The sequence below is a fragment of the Streptomyces griseus genome (genome assembly GCF_001715295.1).
GTDB lineage: Bacteria > Actinomycetota > Actinomycetes > Streptomycetales > Streptomycetaceae > Streptomyces > Streptomyces griseus_G.
Window position 1 is genome coordinate 632002 of the sequence record NZ_MDKB01000003.1, and the last position, 26841, is coordinate 658842.

23 protein-coding genes are annotated in these 26841 nt (G+C 71.3%); 10 read left to right on the forward strand and 13 right to left on the reverse strand.

The annotated features are described in order from the left end of the window. Nucleotides 1–94 precede the first annotated feature (94 nt). The 3 genes from BA175_RS19065 to BA175_RS19075 form a co-directional block, all read right to left on the reverse strand. The gene (locus BA175_RS19065; RefSeq protein WP_254667916.1) at nucleotides 95–985 is read right to left on the reverse strand and encodes an HAD family hydrolase; all 891 of its coding nucleotides are present in this window, start codon (nucleotides 983–985) and stop codon (nucleotides 95–97) included. Further along, on the reverse strand, nucleotides 982–3540 hold the full coding sequence (locus tag BA175_RS19070; RefSeq protein WP_069172642.1) for a phosphoribosyltransferase: 2559 nt from the start codon (nucleotides 3538–3540) through the stop codon (nucleotides 982–984). The genes BA175_RS19065 and BA175_RS19070 overlap by 4 nt, the downstream gene beginning before the upstream one ends. A gap of 110 nt (nucleotides 3541–3650) precedes the next feature. After that, a complete protein-coding gene (locus tag BA175_RS19075; protein WP_069172643.1) occupies nucleotides 3651–4811 on the reverse strand; it encodes an HpcH/HpaI aldolase/citrate lyase family protein in 1161 nt (386 codons plus the stop codon). A gap of 220 nt (nucleotides 4812–5031) precedes the next feature. On the opposite strand from BA175_RS19075, the gene BA175_RS19080 reads away from it, so the two are divergent. Continuing rightward, nucleotides 5032–5868 carry a TerD family protein gene (locus BA175_RS19080; protein WP_438947341.1) on the forward strand — a complete coding sequence of 279 codons (837 nt, stop codon included), beginning with the start codon at nucleotides 5032–5034 and terminating at the stop codon, nucleotides 5866–5868. A 33-nt stretch (nucleotides 5869–5901) separates the two neighbouring features. Here BA175_RS19080 and BA175_RS19085 read toward each other — a convergent pair whose 3' ends face one another. The 6 genes from BA175_RS19085 to BA175_RS19110 form a co-directional block, all read right to left on the reverse strand. Further along, nucleotides 5902–6636 (reverse strand): TerD family protein, encoded by a 735-nt coding sequence (locus BA175_RS19085; RefSeq protein WP_069172645.1) that lies wholly within the window; start codon nucleotides 6634–6636, stop codon nucleotides 5902–5904. Nucleotides 6637–6787: 151 nt separating this feature from the next. Next, nucleotides 6788–7939 (reverse strand): DUF475 domain-containing protein, encoded by a 1152-nt coding sequence (locus BA175_RS19090; protein ID WP_069172646.1) that lies wholly within the window; start codon nucleotides 7937–7939, stop codon nucleotides 6788–6790. Nucleotides 7940–8010: 71 nt separating this feature from the next. Continuing rightward, the gene (locus tag BA175_RS19095) at nucleotides 8011–8586 is read right to left on the reverse strand and encodes a TerD family protein (RefSeq protein ID WP_069172647.1); all 576 of its coding nucleotides are present in this window, start codon (nucleotides 8584–8586) and stop codon (nucleotides 8011–8013) included. 122 nt (nucleotides 8587–8708) lie between these two features. Beyond that, on the reverse strand, nucleotides 8709–9284 hold the full coding sequence (locus tag BA175_RS19100) for a TerD family protein (RefSeq protein ID WP_069172648.1): 576 nt from the start codon (nucleotides 9282–9284) through the stop codon (nucleotides 8709–8711). 230 nt (nucleotides 9285–9514) lie between these two features. Beyond that, nucleotides 9515–9973: a peroxiredoxin gene (locus BA175_RS19105; RefSeq protein WP_069172649.1), complete on the reverse strand. Its 459-nt coding sequence runs from the start codon at nucleotides 9971–9973 to the stop codon at nucleotides 9515–9517. Nucleotides 9974–10145: 172 nt separating this feature from the next. Beyond that, complete coding sequence (locus BA175_RS19110) at nucleotides 10146–10583, reverse strand: DUF3052 domain-containing protein (RefSeq protein WP_056784969.1); 438 nt, start codon at nucleotides 10581–10583, stop codon at nucleotides 10146–10148. Nucleotides 10584–11066: 483 nt separating this feature from the next. Here BA175_RS19110 and aceE point away from each other — a divergent pair, with 483 nt between their 5' ends. Further along, the gene (aceE, locus tag BA175_RS19115) at nucleotides 11067–13808 is read left to right on the forward strand and encodes a pyruvate dehydrogenase (acetyl-transferring), homodimeric type (protein ID WP_069172650.1); all 2742 of its coding nucleotides are present in this window, start codon (nucleotides 11067–11069) and stop codon (nucleotides 13806–13808) included. 83 nt (nucleotides 13809–13891) lie between these two features. On the opposite strand, the gene BA175_RS19120 is transcribed toward aceE, so the two are convergent. Next, on the reverse strand, nucleotides 13892–14320 hold the full coding sequence (locus BA175_RS19120) for a peptidase inhibitor family I36 protein (RefSeq protein WP_069172651.1): 429 nt from the start codon (nucleotides 14318–14320) through the stop codon (nucleotides 13892–13894). A gap of 209 nt (nucleotides 14321–14529) precedes the next feature. Beyond that, nucleotides 14530–16017 (reverse strand): MFS transporter, encoded by a 1488-nt coding sequence (locus BA175_RS19125; RefSeq protein WP_438947356.1) that lies wholly within the window; start codon nucleotides 16015–16017, stop codon nucleotides 14530–14532. Nucleotides 16018–16256: 239 nt separating this feature from the next. On the opposite strand from BA175_RS19125, the gene BA175_RS19130 reads away from it, so the two are divergent. The 7 genes from BA175_RS19130 to BA175_RS19160 all read left to right on the forward strand — a co-directional run bounded on the left by BA175_RS19130 (nucleotide 16257) and on the right by BA175_RS19160 (nucleotide 24216). Next, the gene (locus BA175_RS19130; RefSeq protein WP_069172653.1) at nucleotides 16257–16925 is read left to right on the forward strand and encodes a TetR family transcriptional regulator; all 669 of its coding nucleotides are present in this window, start codon (nucleotides 16257–16259) and stop codon (nucleotides 16923–16925) included. A gap of 236 nt (nucleotides 16926–17161) precedes the next feature. Then, complete coding sequence (locus tag BA175_RS19135) at nucleotides 17162–18382, forward strand: alpha/beta hydrolase (protein WP_069172654.1); 1221 nt, start codon at nucleotides 17162–17164, stop codon at nucleotides 18380–18382. Nucleotides 18383–18480: 98 nt separating this feature from the next. Then, complete coding sequence (locus tag BA175_RS19140) at nucleotides 18481–19410, forward strand: DUF4429 domain-containing protein (RefSeq protein ID WP_069172655.1); 930 nt, start codon at nucleotides 18481–18483, stop codon at nucleotides 19408–19410. A 158-nt stretch (nucleotides 19411–19568) separates the two neighbouring features. Beyond that, the gene (locus BA175_RS19145) at nucleotides 19569–20918 is read left to right on the forward strand and encodes a sensor histidine kinase (protein ID WP_107407609.1); all 1350 of its coding nucleotides are present in this window, start codon (nucleotides 19569–19571) and stop codon (nucleotides 20916–20918) included. Further along, nucleotides 20915–21595, forward strand: coding sequence for a response regulator (locus BA175_RS19150; RefSeq protein ID WP_069172657.1), 681 nt, complete (start codon nucleotides 20915–20917; stop codon nucleotides 21593–21595). Before BA175_RS19145 ends, BA175_RS19150 begins: the two co-directional genes overlap by 4 nt. Nucleotides 21596–21979: 384 nt before the next feature. Beyond that, complete coding sequence (locus BA175_RS19155; RefSeq protein ID WP_069172658.1) at nucleotides 21980–23023, forward strand: alpha/beta hydrolase; 1044 nt, start codon at nucleotides 21980–21982, stop codon at nucleotides 23021–23023. Beyond that, nucleotides 23020–24216, forward strand: coding sequence for an acyltransferase family protein (locus tag BA175_RS19160; RefSeq protein WP_069172659.1), 1197 nt, complete (start codon nucleotides 23020–23022; stop codon nucleotides 24214–24216). The genes BA175_RS19155 and BA175_RS19160 overlap by 4 nt, the downstream gene beginning before the upstream one ends. Nucleotides 24217–24243: 27 nt before the next feature. On the opposite strand, the gene BA175_RS19165 is transcribed toward BA175_RS19160, so the two are convergent. Together BA175_RS19165 and BA175_RS19170 are read right to left on the reverse strand one after the other, a co-directional pair. Continuing rightward, the gene (locus BA175_RS19165) at nucleotides 24244–25263 is read right to left on the reverse strand and encodes an aldo/keto reductase (RefSeq protein WP_069172660.1); all 1020 of its coding nucleotides are present in this window, start codon (nucleotides 25261–25263) and stop codon (nucleotides 24244–24246) included. Continuing rightward, the gene (locus BA175_RS19170) at nucleotides 25260–25724 is read right to left on the reverse strand and encodes a MerR family transcriptional regulator (protein WP_069173114.1); all 465 of its coding nucleotides are present in this window, start codon (nucleotides 25722–25724) and stop codon (nucleotides 25260–25262) included. The genes BA175_RS19165 and BA175_RS19170 overlap by 4 nt, the downstream gene beginning before the upstream one ends. 76 nt (nucleotides 25725–25800) lie before the next feature. Here BA175_RS19170 and BA175_RS19175 point away from each other — a divergent pair, with 76 nt between their 5' ends. After that, on the forward strand, nucleotides 25801–26622 hold the full coding sequence (locus BA175_RS19175) for a serine hydrolase domain-containing protein (protein WP_069172661.1): 822 nt from the start codon (nucleotides 25801–25803) through the stop codon (nucleotides 26620–26622). Nucleotides 26623–26841 lie beyond the last annotated feature (219 nt).

The window sequence follows — 26841 nt, forward strand, 5'->3', positions numbered from 1 at the left end:
TCCGCTGCGCACCGATCCGCTGCGTCCCGGTCCCGCAGCACCTCGGCCCGGGAAGGCTCCCAGCACCCCGGACCCGGACGCCGGGCCGGGCCGCTCAGCGCCCCGGCCCCGGAGGTCCCGGTCTCGCGGGGTCGGCGGCACGCAGGAAGCGGCGCAGGATCTCCTCGCCCGCAGCGACACCCCGCTGCCGGAGCACCTCCACGTGGGGTGCGCCCCAGCCGCTGTCGGCGAGTTCGCCGTGGCCCGGGCGCCAGCCGTGGTCGGCGGCGGTCAGCAGGTCGGCGTCGAGGAGCGAGTCGCCCGCGGCCAGGGTCGTGGTGGCGCCGCAGCGGCGGGCCACCTCGTACATCGCGGCGCTCTTGGTGAGCGGCTTGGGCACGGCGTAGATCTTGCGGCCCTGGAGGGACACGGTCCAGCCGCGGGGTTCCGCCCAGGCGGAGAGCTCCTTGACCCAGCTCCCGGGCAGGGCGGGCCGGTCGACCACCAGGTAGGCGAAGACGTTCTCCGCGACGCGCTCCTTGAGCAGCCACGCCGGGTCGGCCGTCGCGAGCAGGTGCGCCCGTACCTCCTCCAGCGAGGCGCACTCGTCGGCGAGCCTGGCCGCCACCTGCCCCTGCCAGTCCCGGTCCGGCACGCCGTCGACCAGGAGGTGCCCGCCGTTGGCGCAGATCGCGTACCGGGGTGCGGGGCCGGGGAGGTGGATGCGGCCGTACTGCTCCCGGGTCCGCGTCGTGGTCGGTACGAAGACCGTGGTGCGGGCGAGCTCGTCGAGCAGGCGGGCCGCCTGCTCGGTCATGTAGGAGAGCGGCTTGTGCTCGTAGACCTCCACGCAGAGCAGCCGGGGGGCCTGCTCGTCCGGCATCGGCAGCTGGAGCGCCGCCGCCGAGTAGATGAGGGTGCGGTCGAGGTCGCTGGCGACGAGCGTCACCGGAGGCGTCTGCCCGGGGAGGCGCGCGGGCACGGGCGGGAAGGCGGGCGTGGTCACTTCCCCGTCACCGCCGTGCCGTCCGCGCCCGTCGCACCCCGGGTGAACTGCGGGTGGATCAGCCCGACACAGGTGTACGGGAGCCCGTCGACCTCCTCCACGGGGACACCGCGCTGCTCGGCGAGCAGCCGTACGTGGTCGAGGTCCGAGCCTGCCCGCCGGTCGGCGAGGATCTTCCAGGGGACCCGGCGCAGCAGTACCCGGGTGGTCTCGCCGACGCCGGGCTTGACGAGGTTGACGTCATGGATGCCGTACTCCTCGCTGATGCGCTCGACCGCGGCCCACCCTTCCCAGGTGGGAGAACGGTCGGAGGCGATCAGTTTCCCGACCTCGGCGTCGACCGCGTCCGCGACCTCGTCGAACCGGGCGGCGACCGTGTCGACGAAGAGACCGGAGACGTCGGAGCCGGCGAGTTCCCGGTAGAACTTCCCGCCGTGGAAGTCGTTCGGCCCGACCAGGTCGGCGCGCAGCACGGTACGGGAGATCAGCCCGGACACCGTGGAGTTGAGGCAGGCGGACGGGATGAGGAAGTCCTCGCGGGTCCCGTAGGTCCGTACGCAGCCGCCGGGGTCGGCCAGTACGGCGATCTCCGGGTCGAAGCCTTCGAACCCGGCCAGGGCGGCGGCCAGTTCGCGGGTGATGGCACCCTTCCCGGTCCAGCCGTCGACGAAGACGACGTCCGCCGGATCGTGGTGGGCGGCCAGCCAGCGCAGGGCGTTGGCGTCGATACCGCGCCCCCGGACGATGGAGACGGCGTAGTGCGGCAGGTCGAGCCCGTGGCGGCGCTGCGCCCAGCGGCGCATGAGGACCCCGACGGGTGTGCCCGCCCGGGCGAGGGAGACCAGCACGGGGCGTGCGTCGGGGCTTCCCCCGTGCGAGCCGGGCCGGGCGCGGGGATGTTCCGCGAGGACCGTCTCGGTGACCGTGCCGACGGCGCGGGCGATCCGGGCGGCCGAGGCGTCCAGGGCTGCCCGGAAGAGCTCCTGGTACTGCGCGGTGGGCTGGTATTCGACGGGCAGCGATTCGGCGTAGTGCGCCCCGCCGCTCTGTATCGCTTCCTCGCGCTCCTCGGTGGGGGCCTCCAGCGGGGTGTCCGAGAGGTCCTGGAGCAGCCAGCCGACGTCGTCCGCCGCGTAGGAGGAGAAGGCGGGGCCCCTGAGGGGGTCGGGCAGCATGGCGGTTTTCTGCTTTCCGGGAGCGGACGAGGACCGGCGTTGCGAGGCGTACGGGCGCACGGGCTCCGCGACGGACGGGCCCGCAGGCCCATGGCGCGGAGGCGCGGGCTCCGGGACGTACGACGGGACGACGGCGAGCAGTACCCGGCCGGTGTGCGGGCGGAGCCGGTCCAGCAGCCCGCCGGGGGCGTGCAGGGCGGCCGTGTCGCCCGTGGAGTCGACCACGGCGACGACGGCGTCGAATCCGGCGCCCGCGACGTTGTAGGCGTACCGCTCGCCGGGCCCGTCGGCGGGGTCGTCGTGGGCGGGGAAGACCAGGCGGCTGCGTATGGCGTAGCCGGGGTCGTCGACGGCGAGCACGGGCGAGCGGGTGGTGGTGGAGTACCGCACCTCGGCGGTGGTGGCGTCCTCCAGGGCGGTGCCGAGCCGCAGCGGCGCGTACATCAGTTCCTCGAAGCCGAGGACGAGCACCCTCCGGGCGTCACCCAGCGCGTCGGCGATCCTGCCCGCCATGGCCGGGAGGGCGGCCTCCAGGGCCGCGCGGTGGACGGGGGTGAAGCCGTGGCGCCCGCCGTCGGGGACACCTGCCGGCCAGTCCAGTACGACGCGTACGGGCACCGGGCGCGGGCCCTCGGGCGCCCGTTCCTCCACGGCGGCGGGCGGGGCCGACTCCTGGGCTGCGACCAGGTCGCGGCCCTTCTCCAGGACCCCGTCCGGAAGGAGCACGGTGCCGGACGCGCGGGCCACCAGGTCGACCCGGGCGCCGATCTCCTGCGCGAAGCCGGTGAGCCGGCCCCGGTCCTCCTCGGAGCGCATGTCCACCAGGGCCACGATGACGTACCGGTCCCGGGGGTAGCGCCCGTGGAGGGCGCGGATGGTGTTGAGCACGGTGTTGCCGGTGGAGAACTCGTCGTCGACCAGTACCAGCGGGGTGGCCTGGTCGGCGGCGTCCAGCAGGCCGGGGTCCTCGGGGAGCAGCAGGTGCGAGGTGGCGTGCGAGTGCGCCTCCTCGAAGCCGCCCGCCCGGGCGACGCCGTCGACGGGTCTGCGGGTCGAGTGGAGGTACGGGGCCACTCCGAGGCCGTCCGCGACCGCGTGCCCGAGGCCGGTGGCCGTCTCCGCGTACCCGAGGACGACCGCGCGGCGGGCCTCGGCCTCGCCCAGGAGGTCCCGTACCCGCTCGCCGAGCTCGAAGCCCGCGCCGTAGACCACGGAGGGCCGCTGCGGTACGTGCTTGCCCAGCACGTTCGACACGAGCAGATGGGCCCGCTTGGGATTGCGGCGCAGGGCGAGGCCCAGCAGTTCGCGGAGCTCCCCGTCACCGACGAGTTCCACTCCGAGCCGCCCGGCGACCCAGTCACCCGACCACTGCACGTCCACTGCCTCTTCTCCCTGCACACCCGGGCCGCCGGTCACGCCGGCCACGCCGGAATTACCGGATTCGCCGTTCTCGCTGATTACGCCTGAAATGTGCTCACCCATGATCCCGTTCAGTCCGCCAGGCCCGCGGCCAACAGTTCGACGAAGCCGACGTTCTCACGCGCCACGCCGAAGACCTCGGCGCGTTGCAGCGTGCGTTCGGCCCACGCGCGGTGCGGTTTCACCTCGTTCATCTTGTTCGTGTACGCGGACCGCAGCACTCCGCCGCCGTCCCGGTCGGACCGCAGGATGTCCTGGGCGTCGCTGTACTCCTCGTGGCTGACCACGGACAACGCATGCACGGGCATCACGTGGGACGGGTGGATGCACGTCTTGCCGAGCAGGCCGTTGGCCCGGTCGAGCTCGATCTCGCGCAGCAGCCCGTCCAGGTCGTGCTCGATGAGGGCGGTGCGCAGTTCCTCGGCCCGGCCCATGAAGGGACTGCGGCGCAGCTGGGGCTTGAACATGCGCTCCTGGAGCCGGAAGTACTCCCACACGGGGCCGGTGATGGTGTACCCGCTGCCGTCGGCCCGTCCCAGGACGTTGACGACGTCGCCGATGACCGAGCCGACGATCTGCACGTCGTAGGCCGTCATGTCGGGGGCCCGGCGCAGACCGTACGCCGAGCAGAAGTCGGTGACGCCGAGCCTCAGCGCGAGGATCCGGTCACGGTACGTGTCGACGGTGCGGGCGATCCCCCGGAGGGTTTCGTGCCGGCTCTCCAGGTGCAGCAGCTCGGGGGATTCCAGCACCGGCATCGCGAACAGCCTTCTACCGCCCGCGATTTCGGCGGTGGTGAGGGCCTCCAGAAAGAGCTCTCCCCGCTCCCTCGTGAATTTCGGAAGTACGAATCCGGACAACAACTGGACGGAACTTCCGAGACGCTTCACGAGGTCCGTGATCTGCTCCGGCTCACGCACCCTGATGAACAGCAGCGGCACGGCGGCGGCCCGCCTCTCGAGTTCGGCGAACTGCTGGACCAGATTCGCCTCGGCACCCACCACTTCGGCGTCGTCGATGGAATCCTCCAGGCAGAGCACCATGGAGACCACTCCCCGCCCGGCGAGTTTGATCACGTCGTCGGCCAGTCGGGGCCGGGTCGCGGGGCTGTAGAGCGTGGCACCCAGGGCCACCGAGAGCACCCGGGCCGGGGAGTCGGCGGTGAATACGCACGGCTCCTCGAAGAACAGACCCTCCCGGGCGTCGGGCGAGATGTGCCCGAAATGACGCATGTGATTCCCCCGTACTGCCTGAGAGGCCGGACAACGTATGGCCGGTAATAGTACGTACGGACAGGTGTCGGTAGTTCCCCGGCCGTATGAACTTCGGGTGACCCAGCCATTTCTCCCCCCGTTCACGGCGCGCCTGCGTGCCCGCCCGGACGCCCCCCTGGCCTACTGATGCGGACCCCCGCGTTGTCCGGGCGGCCCACCAGCAGGCAGGATGACCGGCATGACGCACGCGATGCTGAAGGGCTCGAACGTCCCTCTCGACGCCATGGCCGTACGGGCCGTGCTGCGCTGGACACCCGGCGTCGGCGTCCCGGACGTGGACGCCTCCGCCCTGCTGCTCGACGCCTCGGGCCGGGTGCGTTCCGACGAGGACTTCGTCTTCTACAACCAGCCCCGGCACCCGTCGGGCCTGGTGCGCCGTCTGCCCAAGCGCAGCACCCCCGAAGGGCTCACGGACGGCGTCGAGGCGGACCTCGCCGCGCTCGACCCCTCCGTGGATCAGGTGGTCATCGCCGCTTCCTGCGACGAAGCGGCCTTCGAACACGTCAGGGACCTGCGCATATCGCTGTACGACGCCGCCTCGGCGGACGGTGAACCGCTCGCGGTCTTCGACGTGAGGGCCGAGACCGGCGAGGAGAGCGCCATCATCTGCGGTGAGCTCTACCGGCGCGGCGACAGCTGGAAGTTCCGCGCGGTGGGACAGGGCTATCCGAACGGCCTGGTCGGGTTGGCCACCGCGTTCGGGATCTCCGTCGACGAGACCGAGGCCACGGAGGAACAGACCTCCGGCTCCGGCACGCCGGCCGACGCAGCGGCCGCGCCCGGACCCGACACCGCCGCGGTTCCGGCTCCGGACACGCAGGCCACGATCCAGCACCAGCAGCCCGCGTACGGCTACCCGCAGCCCGCCTCGCCGCCGCAGCCCGCGTACGGCTACCCGCAGCCCGCCCCGGCCCCGCCTGCCTACGGCTACCCGCAGCCCGCGGCCGCGGCGGCACCGGCCGCCGACCCGCACTTCGTGCTGCCCCCGCAGGGTCCGCAGTTCCTCCGGTCCTGAGCCGGAGCCGCGGCCGGCCCTCACGGCGGTCACTCAGGCCCGTGTCTTGTAGCCGCGCCCCCACTGCATACCGAAGCCGTACATCCGGTCCAACTCCGACTGGAAGCCGTACACGAACTTCACCTCGCGCCGCACGACCATCTCGCCCTTGGAGTTGTCCACGGTGAACACCGCGCAGGAGCGGGCCTGCGGGGCGCGCTCGTCCAACTCGATCTCGATCCGGGGGCCGTTGCCAGGGTAGAGCGTCACCTTGGCGTGCGTACGGTCGAACGCCGGGGTCTGGTCGTAGATGTACACGAAGAACAGCAGCCGTTTGATGTCGTCGCGTTTGTCGAGGTTCACATAGACGGTCTCGCCCGACGGAGCACCGAAGCGGTCGTCCCCGCTGAGCCGGACGTACGGCGGCGCGTGGAGGTCCCCTATCAGGTTGCCGAGCGGCTGCACCACGCCCTTGGTGCCGTCGGTGAGTTCGTACATGCAGCCCAGGTCCAGGTCGACGTTGACCATCCCCTGGGTGTGGGCCTGCACCACGTCGGGCTGGAAGAGCTTCAGCGGGCGCAGCAGCCGGCCGCTCTGCCGGGGCCTGCCCCCGATGTCGGAGGTGCGCATCCGCCACGACAGGTTGACGCGGAGGTTTCCCGACAGCGCCCCCTGCTTCTTGAGTGAGACCGTGGCATTGCGCCGGGAGAGCACGATGGAACTCGTCGCGGAGTTACCCGACTCGAACTGTGCCGCCCGCCCCGGCCGCAGGCCGTCCCAGAAGCCCATCCCAACCCCCACACGCCTCGGTACCGCTCGATTCCGCCCCACGGACTCCCGCAGACCCCAGCGGGGCGGCCACGGGGCGGGACCGGGTCTTCCCGGGGAACCGCCTCCGTGGGCCGCCCCGCAGAGAGAGCGTTCCTCATTACCTGCCGTGTCACACCCCGGAAGGGACTTCCGCCTTGGAGTCCGAGCTGTCGCCGCCGTCGCCGCCGGCCGCGGCGATCGCCTTGTTGCGCCGCACCGAGGACCAGAAGGACCAGGCGATCAGGATGACACCGACGGAGCCGGTGATGAGTTCGTTGATCTCGTACTGGATGGTGACGAGCAGGATGACCGACAGGGCGCCGATCGCGTAGTGGGCGCCGTGCTCCAGGTAGACGTAGTCGTCCAGGGTGCCCTGGCGGACGAGGTACACCGTGAGCGAGCGGACGTACATGGCGCCGATACCGAGGCCGAGGGCCATCAGCACGATCTCGTTGGTGATGGCGAAGGCGCCGATGACACCGTCGAACGAGAAGGAGGCGTCGAGGACCTCGAGGTAGAGGAACATGAAGAACGCGGCCTTGCCCGCGAGGACGACCGCGGAGGCCGGCTTGCCGGTCTTCCTGGCCTCTTCCTCGGCCTCGTGCTCGCGCTCCTCCTCCTCCTCGAGCTTGTTCTCGAAGAACCCGGAGAGACCGCCGACCACGAGGTACGTGATCAGCCCGGCGATCCCCGACAGGAGGACGGTCTCCGCCTTGTCCGCGTGGCCGCCGCCGTGCTGGTGCGCCTGGGTGGCGAACGTCATGGCCGAGATCAGCAGGACGATGAGCGCGACGCAGACCGACAGCATGTCGACCTTGCCGAGCTTGGCGAGCGGGCGCTCGATCCAGCGCAGCCACTGGATGTCACGGTCCTCGAAGATGAAGTCGAGGAAGATCATGAGCAGGAACATGCCACCGAAGGCGGCGATGGACGGGTGGGCGTCCGTCACCAGTTCCTTGTACCTGTCGGGGTTGTTGAAGGAGAGATCGATCGCCTCGATGGGTCCGAGTTTCGCGCTGACGGCCACGATCACGACGGGGAAGACCAGCCGCATACCGAAGACCGCGATGAGCACGCCGACGGTGAGGAAGATCTTCTGCCAGAAGGCACTCATCTTCTTCAGGATTCCGGCGTTGATCACCGCGTTGTCGAAGGACAGCGAGATCTCGAGGACCGACAGGATCGCCACGACTCCGAATGCCTGCCACCCCCCGTAGAACACCGCTGCGACCAGGCCGAGCGCGGTAATCGCGAACGACCAGCCGAAGGTTTTCAGAAGCACTGGCTACCCCATCGTGTAAGTAACGGGTCTCCCCCGGTTGAGTACGGGGCTCCCCCGCGCCGTGCGCGGCTTTACGAAACGTTGACCCCGAAGTCTAGAGCGATGCCCCGGAGCCCCGACGCGTACCCCTGCCCGACCGCGCGGAACTTCCACTCCCCGCCGTACCGGTACAGCTCGCCGAAGATCATCGCGGTCTCCGTGGAGGCGTCCTCACTGAGGTCGTAGCGCGCCAGTTCCTGGCCGTCCGCCTGGTTCACCACACGGATGAAGGCGTTGCTGACCTGGCCGAAGGTCTGCCCGCGGTTGTCGGCCTCGTGGATCGAGACCGGGAAGAGGATCTTGTCGCAGTGCGCGGGCACCTGGGGGAGGTCGACGATGATCGACTCGTCGTCACCCTCACCCTCACCGGTGAGGTTGTCGCCCGTGTGTTCGACGGATCCGTCGGGGCTGGTGAGGTTGTTGTAGAACACGAACCATTCGTCACCGAGCACCCGGCCCGACTGGCACAGCAGTGCGCTGGCGTCGAGGTCGAAGTCGGCTCCCGTCGTGGATCGTGCGTCCCAGCCGAGCCCGACCAGCACCTGGGTGAGATTGGGTGCGGCCTTGGAGAGGGAGACGTTGCCTCCCTTGGCGAGCGTGACGCCCATGGTGTGTCCTCCCCGATTCGATGGACGTGCGTTCGAGCGTGCGCGTCCGGCGCCGCACGTCGTGCGGCGCCGGACGCGGTGGAGCGGGGCCGTCGAGCGGTCGACCGCCCGGTCCCTCGTGGTCAGACGTTGACGCCGAAGTCCTGCGCGATGCCGCGCAGACCCGAGGCGTACCCCTGGCCGATGGCACGGAACTTCCACTCCGCGCCGTTGCGGTACAGCTCGCCGAAGACCATGGCGGTCTCCGTCGAGGCGTCCTCGCTCAGGTCGTAGCGCGCGAGCTCGCTGTTGTCCGCCTGGTTCACCACGCGGATGTAGGCGTTGCGCACCTGGCCGAAGCTCTGCTGGCGGCTCTCGGCCTCGTAGATCGAGACCGGGAAGACGATCTTGTCGACGTCGGCCGGGACAGCGGCCAGGTTGACCTTGATGACCTCGTCGTCGCCCTCGCCCTCACCGGTGAGGTTGTCGCCGGTGTGCTCGACCGAGCCGTCGGGGCTCTTGAGGTTGTTGAAGAAGACGAAATTCCCGTCGCTGCCCACCTTGCCCTCGGCGTTCGTCAGCAGAGCGCTGGCGTCGAGGTCGAAGTCACCACCGGTGGTGGTGCGGGCGTCCCAGCCCAGACCGACGATGACCGCGGTCAGGTTCGGCGCGGCCTTGGTCAGCGAGACGTTGCCGCCCTTGCTGAGGCTGACTCCCACGAGTCCTCCAAAAGTGTTGAGAGGGCCGGCAGACACCAGCACCCCCGTCGTGCGTTGGCATCGGATCAACGATTGGATCCTAGTGACCGGTTCCCGACCAAAACAGGCTTTTGGCCGGGCGCCGCCGCGAGACCCCCGGAACCGGCACCGGAAGATCCCCGTACGGCCGCCGCGGCTGTACGGCGGCCCCCGGGGGGGGGCTCCCGGGCGGCCCGGTCCGGAGGATCCGGTCAGAGCGAGTCGAGGGCCTTGATGTAGTCGTTGAGGTCACGGGCGTCCGGCAGCCCGTTGACGACGCTCCAGCGCACCACGCCCTGCTTGTCGATGACGAAGGTGCCGCGGACCGCGCAGCCCTTGTCCTCGTCGAAGACGCCGTACGCCCGCGACACCTCGCCGTGCGGCCAGAAGTCGGACAGGAGCGGGTACTCCAGGCCCTCCTGCTCGGCGAAGACGCGCAGGGTGTGGATCGAGTCGTTGGAGACGGCGAGCAGCTGCGTGTCGTCGTTCTCGAACCGCGGCAGCTCGTCGCGGAGCGCGCAGAGTTCCCCCGTGCACACTCCGGTGAAAGCGAACGGGTAGAAGAGCAGCACCACGTTCTTCCCGTCGCGGAAGTCGGAGAGCTTCACGGTGCGTCCGTGGTTGTCCTTCAGTTCGAAATCCGGAGCCGGCGTGCCTACCTCGATCGCCATGAAAACGCGTCCCTTCGCAAACGTCACCACTTCCCCGGCCCGATCCGTCCGGGTGTCACCCACCCTACGCAGCGCCCGGCGGGAGGCCCGGGCAGGCCCACCCGGGCCTCCCGGACGTGCGAGGACCCCCGGCGGCGCGATGCCGTCAGGGGTCCTCGGTGAGGTGAATCGTTCAGCGCTTGGCCTTGGCCCCCTTGGGGGTGACCAGACGGCTGCCCGTCCAGTCCTTGCCCGCGCTGATGCTCTTGGTCTGGGCGAGACCAGCTGTCTGGGCAGCCTCGTTGATGTCGCTCGGCTCGACGTATCCGTCGCGGCCGGTCTTGGGCGTCAGCAGCCAGACCGCCCCACCGTCCTCGATCAGACCGATGGCATCCACCAGCGCGTCCGTAAGGTCGCCGTCCTCGTCGCGGAACCAGAGCAGGACGACGTCAGCGACGTCGTCGTAGTCCTCGTCGACGAGTTCCTGGCCGATTGTGGCCTCAATGCCCTCACGGAGCTCCTGCTCGACGTCGTCGTCGTAGCCGATCTCCTGGACCACCTGTCCGGGCTCGAACCCAAGCCTTGCGGCCGTGTTGGTCCGTTCCTCCGCGTGGTCCGCGGTCGCGCTCACGGGTTGCCTCCTGATCATGTTTCGGAAAATGCTTCAGCCACGCGCGTACGCGGGGCGCTGGCCGTAGTCCACACGGGCTCGGCGAATCGCGCAAGTACCCGGTGTCCGAGACCGCCTATACGGTGACGTTCCCTGCCACGTCGCCGCAAGCTCCGGCACGTCTCCTACGGGGGCCCGGAACGGGGTCCGGACCCTTTACGGTCCTTCCTCAGCTTATGCCGTTTCGGTCCGCCATTCGGAGTCGAACAGCCTTTGGGAACGCTTGGCCGGGTTGGGCGTATGGTTGCGGTTTGGGCCGGAGCGCCGTCACGCTGCTGTTGTCCTTGCCCGGATCGGGCGGCCGGGAACCATGTGGTTACCGCTCAGTAGAGATGACGTCGAAGGCCTCGCGGTACACGATGGAGGCGGCGTACAGCACCCTCCCGGGGGGCAGGCTCCCCGAAAAACAGGCCCCAGGGCATCACCCACCAGCGAAGGAACAGCGTGGCTTCCGGATCCGATCGCACCCCGATCATCATTGGCGGCCTTCCCAGCCAGGTCCCGGACTTCGACCCGGAAGAGACCCAGGAATGGCTCGACTCCCTCGACGCCGCCGTGGACGAGCGAGGCCGTGAGCGGGCCCGCTACCTGATGCTCCGGCTCATCGAGCGCGCGCGGGAGAAGCGCGTCGCCGTGCCGGAGATGCGCAGCACGGACTACGTGAACACGATCGCCACGAAGGACGAACCGTTCTTCCCCGGCGACGAGGAGATCGAGCGCAAGATCCTCAACGCGACCCGCTGGAACGCGGCGGTGATGGTCTCGCGCGCCCAGCGTCCCGGGATCGGTGTCGGTGGTCACATCGCCACCTTCGCGTCCTCCGCCTCGCTGTACGACGTGGGCTTCAACCACTTCTTCCGCGGCAAGGACGACGGCCGCGGCGGCGACCAGATCTTCTTCCAGGGCCACGCGTCCCCGGGCATCTACGCCCGCGCCTTCCTGCTCGACCGGCTGAGCGAGGCGCAGCTGGACGGCTTCCGGCAGGAGAAGTCCAAGGCGCCCCACGCCCTGTCCAGCTATCCGCACCCGCGGTCGATGCCGGACTTCTGGGAGTTCCCGACGGTGTCGATGGGCCTGGGCCCGCTCGGCGCGATCTACCAGGCGCGGATGAACCGCTACATGGAGGCGCGCGGCATCGCCGACACCTCCGATTCCCACGTCTGGGCCTATCTCGGCGACGGCGAGATGGACGAGCCCGAGTCGCTCGGCCAGCTCTCCATCGCCGCGCGCGAGGGCCTGGACAACCTCACCTTCGTCGTCAACTGCAACCTGCAGCGCCTCGACGGCCCGGTACGGGGCAACGGCAAGATCATCCAGGAGCTGGAGTCGCAGTTCCGGGGCGCCGGCTGGAACGTGATCAAGCTCGTCTGGGACCGCACCTGGGACCCGCTGCTCGCGCAGGACCGCACGGGCATCCTGGTCAACAAGCTGAACACCACTCCGGACGGCCAGTTCCAGACGTACGCGACCGAGACCGGCGCGTACATCCGCGAGCACTTCTTCGGTGACGACCCGCGGCTGCGCGACATGGTCAAGGACATGTCCGACCAGCAGATCCTGCACCTGGGCCGCGGCGGGCACGACCACCGCAAGGTCTACGCGGCGTACGCGGCGGCCAAGGCCCACAAGGGCCAGCCGACGGTGATCCTGGCGCAGACGGTCAAGGGCTGGACCCTCGGCCCGAACTTCGAGGGCCGTAACGCCACGCACCAGATGAAGAAGCTGACGGCCGAGGACCTCAAGCGCTTTCGCGACCGGCTGCACCTTCCCATCACCGACGACCGGCTGGAGGACGGCAACCCGCCGTACTACCACCCGGGGCGCGACTCGGAGGAGATCCAGTACATGCACGACCGGCGGCGGCGTCTGGGCGGTTACGTCCCGACGCGCGTCGTGCGGGCGAAGCCTCTGCCACTGCCGGACGAGAAGGCGTACGCGACCGCGAAGAAGGGATCCGGTCAGCAGTCGATCGCCACCACCATGGCGTTCGTCCGCGTCCTGAAGGACTTGATGCGGGACAAGGAGATCGGCAAGCGTTTCGTGCTGATCGCGCCCGACGAGTACCGCACGTTCGGCATGGACGCCTTCTTCCCGAGTGCGAAGATCTACAACCCTCTGGGGCAGCAGTACGAGTCGGTGGACCGTGAGCTGCTGCTCGCGTACAAGGAGTCGCCGACCGGGCAGATGCTGCACGACGGCATCTCCGAGGCGGGCTGCACGGCATCGCTGATCGCCGCGGGTTCCGCGTACGCCACGCACGGCGAGCCGCTGATCCCGGTGTACGTCTTCTACTCGATGTTCGGTTTCCAGCGCACCGGCGACCAGTTCTGGCAGATGGCCGACCAGCTCGCCCGCGGTTTCGTCCTGGGGGCGACCGCCGGCCGTACGACGCTGACCGGTGAGGGCCTCCAGCACGCGGACGGCCACTCGCAGCTGCTCGCCTCGACGAATCCGGGTTGCGTCGCGTACGACCCGGCGTTCGGCTACGAGATCGCGCACATCGTCAAGGACGGTCTGCGCAGGATGTACGGCGGGACCCCCGAGGAGAACGAGGACGTCTTCTACTACCTCACCGTCTACAACGAGCCGATCCAGCATCCGGCCGAGCCCGCCGACGTGGACGTGGAGGGCATCCTCGCGGGTGTCCACCGCTACCGCAGCGGCGAGAAGGGCAGCATCCCGGCCCAGATCATGGCGTCCGGGGTGGCGGTGCCGTGGGCGGTCGAGGCGCAGCGGATCCTCGCCGACGAGTGGGACGTGAAGGCGGACGTCTGGTCGGCCACGTCCTGGAACGAGCTGCGCCGCGAGGCCGTGGAGGTGGAGCGGTACAACCTGCTCCACCCGGAGGAGGAGCAGCGCGTGCCGTACGTCACGCGGAAGCTCTCCGGGTCCGAGGGCCCGTTCGTGGCCGTATCGGACTGGATGCGTGCGGTGCCCGACCAGATCGCGCGCTGGGTGCCCGGCGCGTACCAGTCGCTGGGCGCGGACGGCTTCGGTTTCGCGGACACCCGGGGGGCGGCCCGGCGTTTCTTCCACATCGACGCGCAGTCGATCGTGCTGGCGGTCCTCACGGAGCTGGCCAAGGAGGGCAAGATCGATCGTTCGGCGCTGAAGACGGCCGTCGACCGGTACGCACTCCTGGATGTGGCCGCGGCCGACCCGGGCGCGGCCGGGGGCGACGCGTAACGACGCGGTGCTCCTCACGAAGGGCGGCGGGCCTCACCGGTCCCGCCGCCCTTCGGCGTTTTCCGCAGCCGCCTGCGGCCCGCTCAGCTCTCCCAGATCTTGAAGGCGCGCACCGTGTACGGGGACCGCGGCACCCAGGTACCGCCGCCGGGGTACGTCTCGAACTCGCCCGTCTCCGCGCATTCGGCGGACTGGAAGGTGGTGACGGGCCGGCCGGTGCGGTTGACGAGGGCCTGGGCGGTGGTGCCGGAGGCGAGGGGCACGCAGCTCTCGATGTCGACGGTGGAGAGTTCGTGGGTCTGTGCCGCCCCGGTGAAGTCGGGCTCCGCCCAGAGGCAGAGCTGCCCGGATCCGCACGGTGCGAGCCCCGCCGGGGTGGTGTGCGGGGCGCTGCGGGGGCGCTCCTGCCCGGCGGTGGGCCGGTGGTGGGCCTCGGGCGCGGTGCCGGCCAGGGCGGTGGCCGGGACGAGTGCGGTGGCTGCCAGGGTGGCGGCGAGAACGGTCGTACGCATGGTGGATCTACCCCCGTGGTCGAGTACTTCGATGTCCGCACTGTGACCTGCGTACCGGGGGGCCGGGAAGGGGCGGGCCGGCGGACCACCCTGATAGGCGACAGCCCCGCCGGTGCTGTCAGGCGGGGCTGTCGGGTGCGCTGTGTTGACGCTGCGGTGGCATAGTGCGCCGGGCGTGCGCCGGGGCGCACGTTCCGGGGCGCGGGAGATCAGATGTGTCCGGCCCCCATGCCGGCCTCGGCGTTCGCCCCACGCTTGGTGAGCGTGGCCACCAGGGCCGCGGCCACCGCGACGATTCCGGCGACCATGAAGGCGGAGCTCATGCCCGACACGAACGTGTCATGGGCGACGCCCGCGATCTTCGCCGCGACCTCGGGCGGGGTGCCGGGCGCGACCGGCGGCATGCCGACCTTGATGGCGGAGGACGCCTGGTCCAGCTGCGCGGCGTCGACCGGCGGGAGTTGCGCGGCCTTCCAGTTGTCGTCGAGCTTCGCGTCGACCTGGGCGGCCATGACCGCGCCGAGGACGGCCGTACCGAGGCTGCCGCCGACCTGCATGGCGGCCTGCTGGAGCCCGCCCGCGACACCGGAGAGCTCCATCGGGGCGTTGCCCACGATGACCTCGGTGGCACCGACCATGACCGGCGCCAGGCCGAAGCCGAGCAGCGCGAACCAGAGCGACATGGTGAGCGTGCCGGTACCGATGGTCAGCTGCGACATGCCGAACATGGCGACCGCGACGGACACCATGCCGCCGACCAGCGGCACCCGCGGACCGAAGCGGGTGATCGCGGCGCCGGCGAGCGGCGAGCCGACGATCATCATCCCGGTGAGCGGGAGCAGGTGCAGACCGCTGTCGACGGGGCTCATGCCGTGCACGTTCTGCAGGTAGAAGGTGACGAAGAAGAGGCCGCCCATGAAGGCGAAGGCCATCAGCACCATCAGGACCACACCGGCCGAGAGCGGCACGGAGCGGAACATCGCCAGCGGGATCAGCGGTTCGCGGACGTTCTTCTGGGAGAGCGCGAAAACGACGAAGAGGACCAGGGCGGCGCCGAGGAAGCCCAGGGTCTTGGGGTCGCCCCAGCCCCATTCGGATCCCTTGATCAGCGACCAGATCAGACAGAACATCGCCTGCGACAGCAGCACGATGCCGCCGATGTCGAAGGACCTGGGCGCGTTCTCGGCGCGGTGGTCCCTGAGGATCACGAGACCGAAGACGAGTGCGATCACGCCGACCGGCACGTTGATGAAGAAGACGGACTGCCAGCTGACGTGCTCGACGAGCACGCCGCCGAGGATGGGGCCGCCCGCGGTCGACGCGCCGATCACCATGCCCCAGATACCGATGGCCATGTTCAGTTTCTCGGCGGGGAAGGTGGCCCGCAGCAGGCCGAGCGCCGCGGGCATCAGCAGGGCGCCGAAGAGGCCCTGGAGCACCCGGAAGACGATCACCAGGAAGACGCTGTCGGAGAGGCCGATGGCCGCGGAGGCCGCGGCGAACCCCGCGATGCCTATGAGGAAGGTCTGGCGGTGCCCGAAGCGGTCACCGAGCTTGCCCGCGGTGATCAGGGAGACCGCGAGGGCCAGCATGTAGCCGTTGGTGATCCACTGGACGTCGGCGAGCGAGGCCTTGAGGTCCTGCTGGATGGCGGGGTTGGCGATGGCGACGATCGTGCCGTCGAGGGCCACCATCATCACGCCGATGGCTACGGCGAACAGCGTCAGCCAGGGATGGCCGCGCAGTCCTTTCACCGGGGCGGGAACGAGCGTGTCTTCGGGCTCCCGCGGCGCCTTCTCGACAGTGGTCTGACTAGTCATGCGCTGGAGATTAGTGTCAGCCACTGACAGTTAACAAACCATTTCACAGGACAGTAACTGTCATGTAGGTCACAGGTAGGCTGAGCCGGTCAAAGCGGCGGAAAGGGGTCCGGTACGTGACGCGCAGGCAGACTTCCGGGGTGCTCCCCTGCGGGGCCCCCGCCGGATTGCGTGAACGCAGGAAGCAGCGCACCCGCGAGGCCCTGCTGCACGCCGCTCTCGACCTGTTCGCCGCCCAGGGGTACGAGCGGACGACGGTCGACGAGATCGTCGAGGCCGTCGAGGTCTCCCAGCGCACCTTCTTCCGCTACTTCGCGAACAAGGAAGCCGTCGCCTTCGCCGTCCAGGAGTCGGTGGAGACGCGTTTCCTCACGGAGCTGCGTCGACGCCCCGCCGCCGAGCCCCCTTTCGAGGCCATGCGCCGGGCCGCGCTGCACGCCTGGGACAGTATGGCCGAGGCCGCCGAGGGAGACGTCACGGGCGAACTCCAGGCGCGTACCTACCGAATGATCGAATCGACGCCCGCACTGCTCGCCGCCCATCTGCGGCGCAGCGTCGATCTCGAGTTCCAGGTCTCCCAGGTGATCGCGGAGCGTGAGGGGCTGGATCCGGAGGCCGATCCGCGGCCCAGGGTGGCGGTGGCCGCGTTCTCCGGGGTGATGCGGCTGGCCGGCCAGCTCTGGGGCCGACGCCAGGACGCCGGTGTCGACGCGCTCCGCCAGTTGACCGAACATCACCTGGACCACCTCGGACCTGCCCTGTCGGGCAACTGGCGCGCGGCTTAGGCGAACCGCACAGCTGTGCCGTACGCCTCACTGTGCCGTCATGGCCGAACTCACAGCATCTCGCCCCGAGTCGGGCACCGGGGCGGGTTTCCGGCAGCCGGACCGGGCGTCGGCACAGCTCACCGTGAGAGCGGTGTGCACGCAGCGTGAGAAAACGACGGCCGATTCCCTGCGGACGGGTGATCCGCGTCACCCCTGCGACGGGGGCTCGCGGACGTCTCCTAGGGTGGGGCGCAGTGACTTCCTTCGACTCCTCCCCCACGCTCACCGCATGGCGCGCTGTGCTCGCCATCGCGGTCGTGTTCGTGATGCTGGCGACCACCGGGTGGACCGCCGTGCGTCATCAGCACTCCGCCGGACCGCGCGAGACCGCGCTCGCCTCCTGGGCGAAGGGCCGGATAGCCGGTCACGCGCTCCCGGATGTGGACGCTCCCGCCTACCGTCTCGCGCGCTTCTTCGGGACGCTGACGGCGGGGCAGCAGGTCGCGCTCACCGACAAGTACCCGCTGGTGGTGGGCAATCTGAACGGTGCCCCCGTGACACTGCGCTACCGGGCCAACCGGGAGGCACTGCGGCGGGCGAAGTCGGAGGAGCTCGCGCGGAGCGGAGACGCGAGACTCTCCCCCGACGGCCGCGAGGAGGCCCTGCGACGGGTGCAGCGCTTCGGTTCGCTGCTCGCCGGTGACCGGCAGATCCTCTCCTTCGATCCGGCCGGCCGGGGCCACGCTGCCGAGGTCTTCGGTGACCTGGACCGGGCCCAGCGGATCTCGGTCGTCGTCCCCGGCGTCGACACGAGCCTGCTGACCCTGGAGCGCACCGGCAGCAAGGAGAACGCGGCACCCGTCGGCATGGCGCGGTCCCTGTACGGGGCCGAGCGCACCGCCCGTCCCGGCGCCCGCACCGCGGTCATCGCGTGGGCCGACTACACGGCGCCCGCCGGCATCGGGATGGACGCCGCGCTGGGCAAGCTCGCGGCGGTCGGGGCGGGGCGGCTCAACGCCCTCGTGGGCGCGTTGCCCGGCACGTCGGCGGTCACGCTGTTCTGCCACAGTTACGGCTCCGTGCTGTGCGGCCTCGCCGCGCGCGACCTGCCTTCCCGGGTCTCCGACATCGCGGTCGCGGGAAGCCCCGGGATGCGGGCCGCCAGCGTGGGCGCCCTGCACACCCGGGCCCGGGTGTGGGCGATGCGCGACGGCGACGACTGGATCCAGGACGTGCCGAACATGGCGGTCGGCGGGCTCGGCCACGGTGCCGATCCGGTCGACCCGGGGTTCGGCGCACGCATTCTGTCGGCGAGCGGGGCGATGGGGCACAGCGGCTATTTCGAGCCGGGAACACGCAGTCTCAGCAATTTCGCGGCCATCGGCGTGGGAGCGTACGACTCGGTCAGCTGTGCGAGCACCGACCAGGCCTGCCACCGCGAGATCTCCGGCGAGCCGGCGGCCGGGCAGGCGTAGGAAGAGGCCGACGCGCGTAGAGAACGCCGAACAGCCGTACCCGGATTGCCGGTGACCGAGGGGGGACGTGCGGGCCTGTGCCGCATACGATGAGGTACATGGGTGATGTGCTGGTCGGAAATCAAGCCACCTGGGAGTTCGACACCGACTCCGTGCTCATCCGCTTCGAACGGGGGATCCGTACGCCCAGGCTCTTCCAGAGCCTGCGGGAGCGCCGCATACCGTACGCGGCGTTGTCGTCGGTGACGCTGACCCCGGGCAAGCGGGACACGGTGGTCCTGCGCGCGGTGCCGAGACCGGGCGCCGATCCGCTGCTGGAGGCCGCGGCGGGCCAGCTCAAGGAGAGCTGCGACCCGTACCGCCTGGTGCTCCCCGCCGAACGCGGGACGCTCGCCGAGTACTACGCGGAAGAGCTGCGGGCCGTACTCGAACCCGACGCCTCCCTCCCTGCCGACCGGTTCCTGGTCACGGCCCCCGACGCGCCGATGCAGTTCAAGGCGTACGACGGGCGGGCCGCCTTCGACGGGACCCGGGTCTCCTTCCGGTGGTTCTGGACAGGTGCGTCCAGCGCCAAGTGGAAGGCGGGCGACCAGACGTTCCCGGTGGCGGAGCTCGGCGGGGTCGAGTGGCGTTCTCCCGAGGCGTTCGAGGGCTATCTGCGTCTGGTGCCGCGCTCGGCGGCCTCGGAGCCCGGCCCGGACGGCTTGGGTGCGCCCGGGGCGGACACGGCGAGTGCCGGCCCGGCGGCACGGCCCGCCCAGGCGGACCAGGACCCGGCCGCCGTCGTCTTCGGCCTGGGGTACGGGCCGGTGCACGAGTCGCTGCCCTTCGCCGCCGCCGTGCTGGAGGCCGTACGCAGGACCCAGCCGGCACCGGTCCTGGCGGCGCCGGTCGCCGTGGGTGCGCAGCGATCGCATCCGGCGGAGATCGCCGAGCGCATACGGCACCTCGGCGAGCTGCACGAGGCCGGTCTGGTGACGGACGACGAGTACAGCGCCAAGAAGGCCCAGCTGCTCGCGGAGCTGTAGGCGACCCCCGCGGACGGCGGCCCACCACCGCGGGCGAGCGCCCGGAGCCGGGGCGGCCGGACGCCGCCACCCCCTACCCCGGTACGGCGCACGGGCCGGGGAACCGGTCCCTGGGTATGACGCCGGGTACGGTGCCCCCCGCCTACCCTGACCCGATCATGGCCACCTCTCCTGCCGGGCCCCCGCCGCCCGCCGACGGTCTGCTGAGCGCCGCCCACCGCAATCTGCGCGAGCTCGCCCACGGGTTGACGCACGCATCCCATCCGCCGACCCCGCTGTTCGCCGACTCCCCGAGGCGCTGGCTGCGGCCGCTGCCCTACGTGGCGGTCGTCGCCCTCACCGCCGCCCTCCTCCCCGTCACCGTCACTGTGCTGACCGGCGACTACGGGGTGTCCGGCGGAGTCGCCGGGGCGCTGGCCGTCGGGCAGGCGGCGCCGCTGCTGATGCTGGCCCACCGACCGCTGCAGGCGTGGTGGATCGTCTTCGCCTCCGATGTCCTGGGCGCGCTGCTGGTCCAGCCCGAGCGGGAGGACGCCGTCTGGCCCTGGCCCCCGCCGGTCGTGGTCGGCTACCTCTTCGTGCTGCTCGCCCTCGGCCTGCGCGAGCGCAGGCGCACCCTGATCGGCGTGTGGCTGGTGACGGGCGTGGCCGGACAGCTGCTGCACCTCCTCGTGCCGTCGCAGGCCGGCGGTGGCGGCGCGCTCCTGATGACCGTCCTCGGCGCGGTGGTGCTGGTGATCGGTGCCGCCGTACGGGAGCGGAGCGAGGCCCAGCGTCTGCTCGTCGAGCAGGAGACGATCAGTGAGGCCGAGCGTGCGCGGCGGACGCTGCTGGAGGAGCGCACCCGGATCGCCCGTGAGCTGCACGACGTGGTCGCGCACCACATGTCGGTGATCACCGTGCAGGCCGACTCGGCTCCGTACCGGATCGACGGACTCGGTGACGAGGCGCGGGCGGAGTTCGCGTCGATCGCGGCCGGGGCCCGGGAGTCGCTCGCCGAGATGCGCCGCCTGCTGTCGGTGCTGCGCAGTGACGGCAGCCGGGGGGAACTGGCCCCCCAGCCCGGTCTCGGCCGGCTGCAGCAGCTGGTGGAGGCGACGGTCCGGGCCGGGCTCCCGGCGGAACTGTCGCTGGCGGCGGACGTACGGGAGGCGGTGGAGCGGGGCGGTGTGCCGCAGGCGGTGGACCTGTCGGCGTACCGCATCGTGCAGGAGGCGCTGGCCAATGTCGTACGGCACGCGCCGGGTGCGCGGACCCGGGTGTCCGTCACGGCGCGGGACGGACATCTGACGGTGCTGGTCGTCAACGCCGAGGCGGGGGAGCCGGGTTCACCGCTGGAGGCGTCGGGGACGGGGCACGGGCTGGTCGGCATGCGCGAACGCGTACGGTTGACCGGCGGCACGCTCGACACCGGCCCCCTGCCGGACGGGGGCTTCCGGGTGGCCGCGCGGCTCCCGCTGCCGCCGGACCAGCCGCCGCCGGTACCCGTGAACCCGGAGGACCCGTGACCATCCGTGTGATCATCGTCGACGACCAGGCCATGGTGCGGGCCGGGTTCGCCGCGCTGCTGGCGGCGCAGAGCGACATCGACGTGGTGGGCGAGGCCCCGGACGGGCGCCGGGGTGTCGAGGTGAGCAGGACGGTGCATCCGGATGTGGTCCTGATGGACGTCCGGATGCCGGAGATGGACGGCCTGGCCGCCGCCCGCGAGTTGCTGAGTCCGGCGGTGGGGGTGGTCCACCGGCCGAAGGTCCTGATGCTCACCACCTTCGACGTCGACGACTACGTCTACGAGGCGCTGCGCGCCGGGGCGTCCGGATTCCTCCTGAAGGACGCCCCGCCGGCGGATCTGATCTCGGCGGTGCGCGTGGTGGCGGCGGGGGACGCGTTGCTCGCGCCGTCCGTGACGCGGCGGCTCATCGCGGACTTCGCGCGTCAGCGGCCGGCCGCACCGTCCGGCGGGCCGGCCCTGCGGCTGAGCGGCCTGACGCCGCGTGAGACCGAGGTCCTGGAACTGATCGCCCGGGGCCTGTCGAACCAGGAGATCGCGGCGCGGCTGGTGCTGGCCGAGCAGACGGTGAAGACGCACATCGGCAGGGTGCTGGCCAAGCTCGGGCTGCGCGACCGCGCGCAGGCCGTGATCTTCGCGTACGAGTCGGGACTGGTGGCCCCGGGAGAAGCGTAGGGCTACGCCGCGTCCGCGACCCTCACCACCACCTTCGCCCTCACACGCCCTGGCCCCGCAGACACCCACACGCCCGGCAAGCGGGGCCGCCCCGCGTCCTCCACGCCGCCACCCGGGCTCGGATAGCAACTCTCCACTCCCCCAGCGCCCTCTCCGCGCCCCCGCGGCCCCGGGACCCGCTCCCCCGCTGCTCCGTACCACCCCGCCCTTCCCCCCCGTCCCCCGCTGGCCCCCGGTGCGCCGTAGAGCTGTCCCCCCGTACACCCCCTACCCCGGTACCAGCCCACGGTTGGCTCCGTAGGGTGACGCCCCGCAAGCCGCCGTCTTCCTCCCTTCCTCCCCCGCACACCGGCCGGTGTGCGCACGCCGTACGGGGAGGACACGATGCGCCGATTCGCGAGGACGCTGGCCGGGTTCGCACTGGCCACCGCAGTGGTGGCGGGGACGGCCGGCTGGGTGTCCGGGGACGCCCAGCGGGCGGTGACGGGACCACCGCCCGGCAGCGCCGCTTGGCGCGCCGACGGAATGCTCGGCAGGGCTCTGCCCGACCCCGGCCGCGCGACACCGGCGCAGGTGGGCCGGTTCTTCAGGGGGTTGAGCGCGGATCAGCGGCACGCACTGCTGGAGCGGCACCCGTCGGTGGTCGGCAATCTGGACGGCGTGCCGCTGGAGCTCCGCTACCGCGCCAACTCCCTTGCGCTGCACGCCTCCACGGACCCCCGGTACGCCCGTCTCGCCGCCTCCGGACGGCAGATCCTCGCCTTCGACCCGCGAGGACGCGGCCAGGTCGCCGAGGTGTTCGGGGACCTCCGCTCCGCGCGCCACGTGTCCGTGGTGGTGCCCGGGTCGGACATCGACGCGGGGACCTTCGACCGGCGCGGTGACGTGTACGGCACCCCGGCGGGCATGGCGCGGTCGCTGTACGCCGGGACGGGCCCGGGCAACGCCGTGATCGCGTGGGCCGGTTACACCACGCCGGTGGGTCTCGGCCTGGACGCGGCGAGAGGCGGTCTCGCCGAGGCGGGGGCGAAGCGGCTGACCCGGTTCACCGCCGGGCTGACGGCCGACGGGCTCCCGGCGCCGGTCGTGTTCTGCCACAGCTACGGCTCGGTGGTGTGCGGGCTCGCGGCCTCCGGGCTCGGCGCCACGGACCTGGTCGTGCTCGGCTCTCCCGGGATGCGCGCCGACGACGTGGCCGGTCTGCACACCCGGGCCCGGGTCTGGGCGGCCAAAGGCGCCGACGACTGGATCGACGACGTACCGCATGTGGAGGTGGCGGGTCTGGGGCACGGCCCCGACCCGGCCGCCGAGGAGTTCGGGGCGCGCCGGGTGCCCGCGCGGGACGCCGAGGGCCACACCGGGTACTTCGCTCCCGGCACGGACTCGCTCCGGGCCTTCGCCGCCATCGCCGAGGGGGTCTCCCGATGAGCGTGGTGCGGCTGGTCTCCCGGATCGACGCGGGCACCCCGGCGCACCGCGACCGCGCGGTCGACGGGCTGCGCGCCCTCGCCCTGGTGGCCGTCCCGGCCGGCCACTGGCTGCTCGGCGGTTTCCACCTGGACGGTTCGGGGGCCCTGCACAACGCCAGCCCGCTCTCCACCTTCGCCGTGTTCTCCCCGGTGAGCTGGGTGCTCCAGATGCTGGGGATCTTCTTCCTGGTCGGCGGCTACGCCTCCGTGCTGTCCTACCACCGCAGGACGTCCACCACCGGCGCCTGGCTGCGCGGGCGGATGGTCCGCCTGGGCAGGCCGGTGCTCGGCGTGACCGCCGTGTGGGCGCTGTTGATCCCGGTGCTGTACGCGGCCGGCGTGCCCGGGGACACGCTGCGTACGGGGGCGAAGCTGGTGATCCAGCCGCTCTGGTTCGTCGGGGTGTACGCCCTGGTCACGGCCCTCACGCCCTGGTGCGTGCGGGCGGCCCGACGGCTCGGCGGCTGGGCGGCGGCACCGCTGATCGGCTCGGTAGCCGTGGTCGACTTCCTGCGCTACGGGCCGTACGCCGAGGCCGTGCCGTCGTGGCTCGGGGTGCTGAACATCCTTCCGGGCTGGCTCTTCGCGTACCAGCTCGGTGTCAGCTGGGGCGAAGGACGCCTTTCCCGGCGCGGCGCGCGCGTGCTGCTCGTCGGCGGCACGGCCCTGTTCGCCGTGCTGCTGCTCGTCCTGCACTACCCGGCGTCGATGGTCGGCGTACCCGGCGAGGCGCGGACCAACTCGCATCCGCCGTCGCTGCTGGTCCTCGCGCTGGCCTCGGCACAGAGCGGCGCGGCGGTCCTCCTGCACGGCCGGATCGGCCGCACGCTGCGCCGCCCCGCGCTGTGGGCCCCGGTGGTGGTGGTCAACCTGTCGGCGATGACGATCCTGTGCTGGCACCAGACGGCGATGCTGGCCGCGGCCGTACCGGCGTCCTTCGCCGGTGCGGTGCCCGGGCTGACGACGAGCCCGGACTCGGCCGCCTGGCTCCTGGCCCGGCCGGCGTGGATGCCGTTGTTCGCCGCCCTGCTGGTACTGATCTCCCGGTACGCCCGCAGGTTCGAGGCTCCGTGGGGGAAGGGCAGCCGTGCCGGGGCCGCGGCCGGGCTCCTCGCGACGGCGTTCGCCGTCTTCGCGCTGCGGCCCGCATGAGCCGGCCGCCCCGCTCGAGCCGACCGCCTACTCGCGCGCCGCCGACGTGCTGCTCATGTCCGGGTACCGGTCCCCCGCCACCCGTCCGGCGATGGGCTCCAGCTGTGCGAGCTCGTCGTCGGTCAGGGTCAGCCGGGTCGCCGCGACGTTCTCCAGCACCCGGGCGCGCTTACGGGTGCCCGGGATCGGCACCACGGTCAGCCCGTGCACCTGGGCCCGCTGCTGCACCCAGGCCAGGGCCACCTGGGCGGCCGACGCCCCGTGCGCCGCGGCGATCGTCCGGATGTGCTCCAGCAGGACGGCGTTCGTCCTGGCGTTCTCGCCCGTGAAGCGCGGCTGGTGCCGGCGGAAGTCGTCCTCGGCGAGGTCCGTGGCCGCGTCCTGGAAGGCCCCGGTCAGGAAGCCGCGGCCGAGCGGCGAGTACGGCACGAGGGCCACACCGAGCTCGGCGGCCGCCGGAACGGCGGTGCGCTCGACGTCGCGGCTGAAGAGGGACCACTCGGACTGCAGAGCGGCGATCGGGTGCACGGCGTGCGCCTCACGGAGCTCCGCGCCCGTCACCTCGCTCAGACCGAGGTGCTTGACCTTGCCCTGCGCGACCAGTTCCGCCATCGCCCCGACGGACTCGGCGAGCGGGACGCGCGGGTCGTGCCGGTGCATGTAGTACAGGTCGATGACGTCGGTGTCCAGCCGCCGCAGGCTGGCCTCAACGGCCTCCCGGATGTACGCGGGGTCGTTGCGCACTCCCCGGTACCCCGGGTCGTCGGTCCGCTCTATGCCGAACTTGGTGGCGAGCGTGATCGCGTCCCGGTGGGCGCCGACGAACGGCGCCAGGAACCTCTCGTTGGCGCCGCGGCCGTAGGCGTCGGCGGTGTCGAAGAGGGTGATGCCGCATTCCAGTGCCGCTTCCAGGGTGTCCCGGGCCGCGGTTTCGTCGGTGTCGCCGTAGAACTCGCTGATTCCCATGCAGCCGAGTCCCTGCACCCCCACCCGCGGGCCTCCCGTGCCGAGCTCCACGGTCGCGATCTTCTGCGTGTTCTCGCTCATGTCGTCAGGCCCCTTTCCGGCGTCCTGCGGGCGCCGGCATAAAAATCGATCTTGAAGTCGAGTACGGCGAGGGTGCCCTGCAGCTCCGCGATCCGGTTCCGGACGTCCCGGCGGGTCGCTTCCAGGAGCTGCTGCCGTTCCTCGAACGTGTGGTCACCCTCGCGGAGCAGTTCCGCGTACCGCACCATGTCGGCGACCGGCATGCCGGTCAGCCGCAGCTTGCTCACGAAGGCCAGCCAGTCCAGGTCGCGGTTGGTGAAGCGACGCTGGCCCGTGTGCGAACGGTCCACGTGCGGCATCAGCCCGATCCGCTCGTACCAGCGCAGGGTGTGCGCGGTGAGCCCGGTGAAGGCGGCGACCTCGCTGATGGTGTAGCGGTCCTGCCCGGCGGGCCGCGGATGCGCCCGCGGAGCCGACGCGCAGATGTCCGTCCGTGCGGAAGTGCTCTCCATCACCGTCATGTCCTCCACGCTAGAACCTTGGAGTGCACTCCAAGCAAGCGCAAACGGGTGGCGTCTTCCGTTTACGCTCGTACCCATGCAGAGCCTGGCGATGATCGAGAACTGGCCCGTCCCCACCGCGGCGGCCGCGGTCGTACGGGCGGACGGCCGCGTGGCCGGTACGCACGGCCCGACCGCACACCGCTTTCCCCTCGCCTCCGTCACCAAACCGCTGGCGGCCTACGCGGCGCTGGTGGCGTACGAGGAGGGAGCCGTGGAGCTGGACGAGCCAGCCGGCCCCGAGGGCTCCACGGTCCGCCACCTCCTCGCCCACACCAGCGGCCTGGCCTTCGACGAGCACCGGGTCACGGCCTCTCCCGGCACCCGCAGGCTGTACTCGAACGCGGGCTTCGAGGTGCTCGGCGACCACATCGCCGAGGCGACGGAGATCCCGTTCCCGGAGTACGTGCGCCAGGCGGTCCTGGAGCCGCTGGGCATGGAGGCCACGACGCTCGAGGGCTCGCCCGCCAAGGACGGCGTCTCGACCGTGGACGACCTGGTGCGGTTCGCCGCGGAGGTGCAGGCCCCGCGCCTGCTGGACCCGCGCACGGTGCTGGAGGCCCAGACCGTCGTCCACCCCGGGCTCAAGGGCGTACTCCCCGGTTACGGCCACCAGAACCCCAACGACTGGGGTCTCGGCTTCGAGATCCGTGACTCCAAGTCACCGCACTGGACGGGCCTGTCCTCCTCCCCGGCGACCTTCGGTCACTTCGGCCAGTCCGGCACCTTCCTGTGGATCGACCCGGCGGCGGGCGCGGCCTGCGTGGCGCTGACGGACCGGGCCTTCGGCCCCTGGGCCACGCAGGCGTGGCCCCCGTTCACGGACGCGGTACTGGCGGAACTCGCCGCCTCCCGCTGACCGCACTCGAACCACACGGTCTCCCCCGGCCGTCGCCGGCCGAGCGGGCGCCGCCTGCATGGTCGAGGTCACAGCAGGCCACGAAGCCACACCCTGAGGGGACCGGACGAGGGATGACGTCACGGGTTCGGTGATCGCGCGGGGGCCGGGGGATGGGGCCGGCACGGTGTGCGACGTGCTCGCCGTCCACACGCCGGGCAGGAGGGGAAACGGGCCCTC

Coding starts and splice junctions, on each gene's coding strand:
- BA175_RS19155 (WP_069172658.1), top strand. CDS start 21,980: ATGCGCCGATTCGCGAGGACGCTGGCCGGGTTCGCACTGGCCACCGCA.
- BA175_RS19085 (WP_069172645.1), bottom strand. CDS start 6,636: ATGGGCTTCTGGGACGGCCTGCGGCCGGGGCGGGCGGCACAGTTCGAG.
- BA175_RS19080 (WP_438947341.1), top strand. CDS start 5,032: ATGACGCACGCGATGCTGAAGGGCTCGAACGTCCCTCTCGACGCCATG.
- BA175_RS19170 (WP_069173114.1), bottom strand. CDS start 25,724: ATGACGGTGATGGAGAGCACTTCCGCACGGACGGACATCTGCGCGTCG.
- BA175_RS19125 (WP_438947356.1), bottom strand. CDS start 16,017: ATGATGGTGGCCCTCGACGGCACGATCGTCGCCATCGCCAACCCCGCC.
- BA175_RS19145 (WP_107407609.1), top strand. CDS start 19,569: ATGGCCACCTCTCCTGCCGGGCCCCCGCCGCCCGCCGACGGTCTGCTG.
- BA175_RS19160 (WP_069172659.1), top strand. CDS start 23,020: ATGAGCGTGGTGCGGCTGGTCTCCCGGATCGACGCGGGCACCCCGGCG.
- BA175_RS19075 (WP_069172643.1), bottom strand. CDS start 4,811: ATGCGTCATTTCGGGCACATCTCGCCCGACGCCCGGGAGGGTCTGTTC.
- BA175_RS19095 (WP_069172647.1), bottom strand. CDS start 8,586: ATGGGCGTCACGCTCGCCAAGGGAGGCAACGTCTCCCTCTCCAAGGCC.
- BA175_RS19165 (WP_069172660.1), bottom strand. CDS start 25,263: ATGAGCGAGAACACGCAGAAGATCGCGACCGTGGAGCTCGGCACGGGA.
- BA175_RS19105 (WP_069172649.1), bottom strand. CDS start 9,973: ATGGCGATCGAGGTAGGCACGCCGGCTCCGGATTTCGAACTGAAGGAC.
- BA175_RS19140 (WP_069172655.1), top strand. CDS start 18,481: ATGGGTGATGTGCTGGTCGGAAATCAAGCCACCTGGGAGTTCGACACC.
- BA175_RS19120 (WP_069172651.1), bottom strand. CDS start 14,320: ATGCGTACGACCGTTCTCGCCGCCACCCTGGCAGCCACCGCACTCGTC.
- BA175_RS19175 (WP_069172661.1), top strand. CDS start 25,801: ATGCAGAGCCTGGCGATGATCGAGAACTGGCCCGTCCCCACCGCGGCG.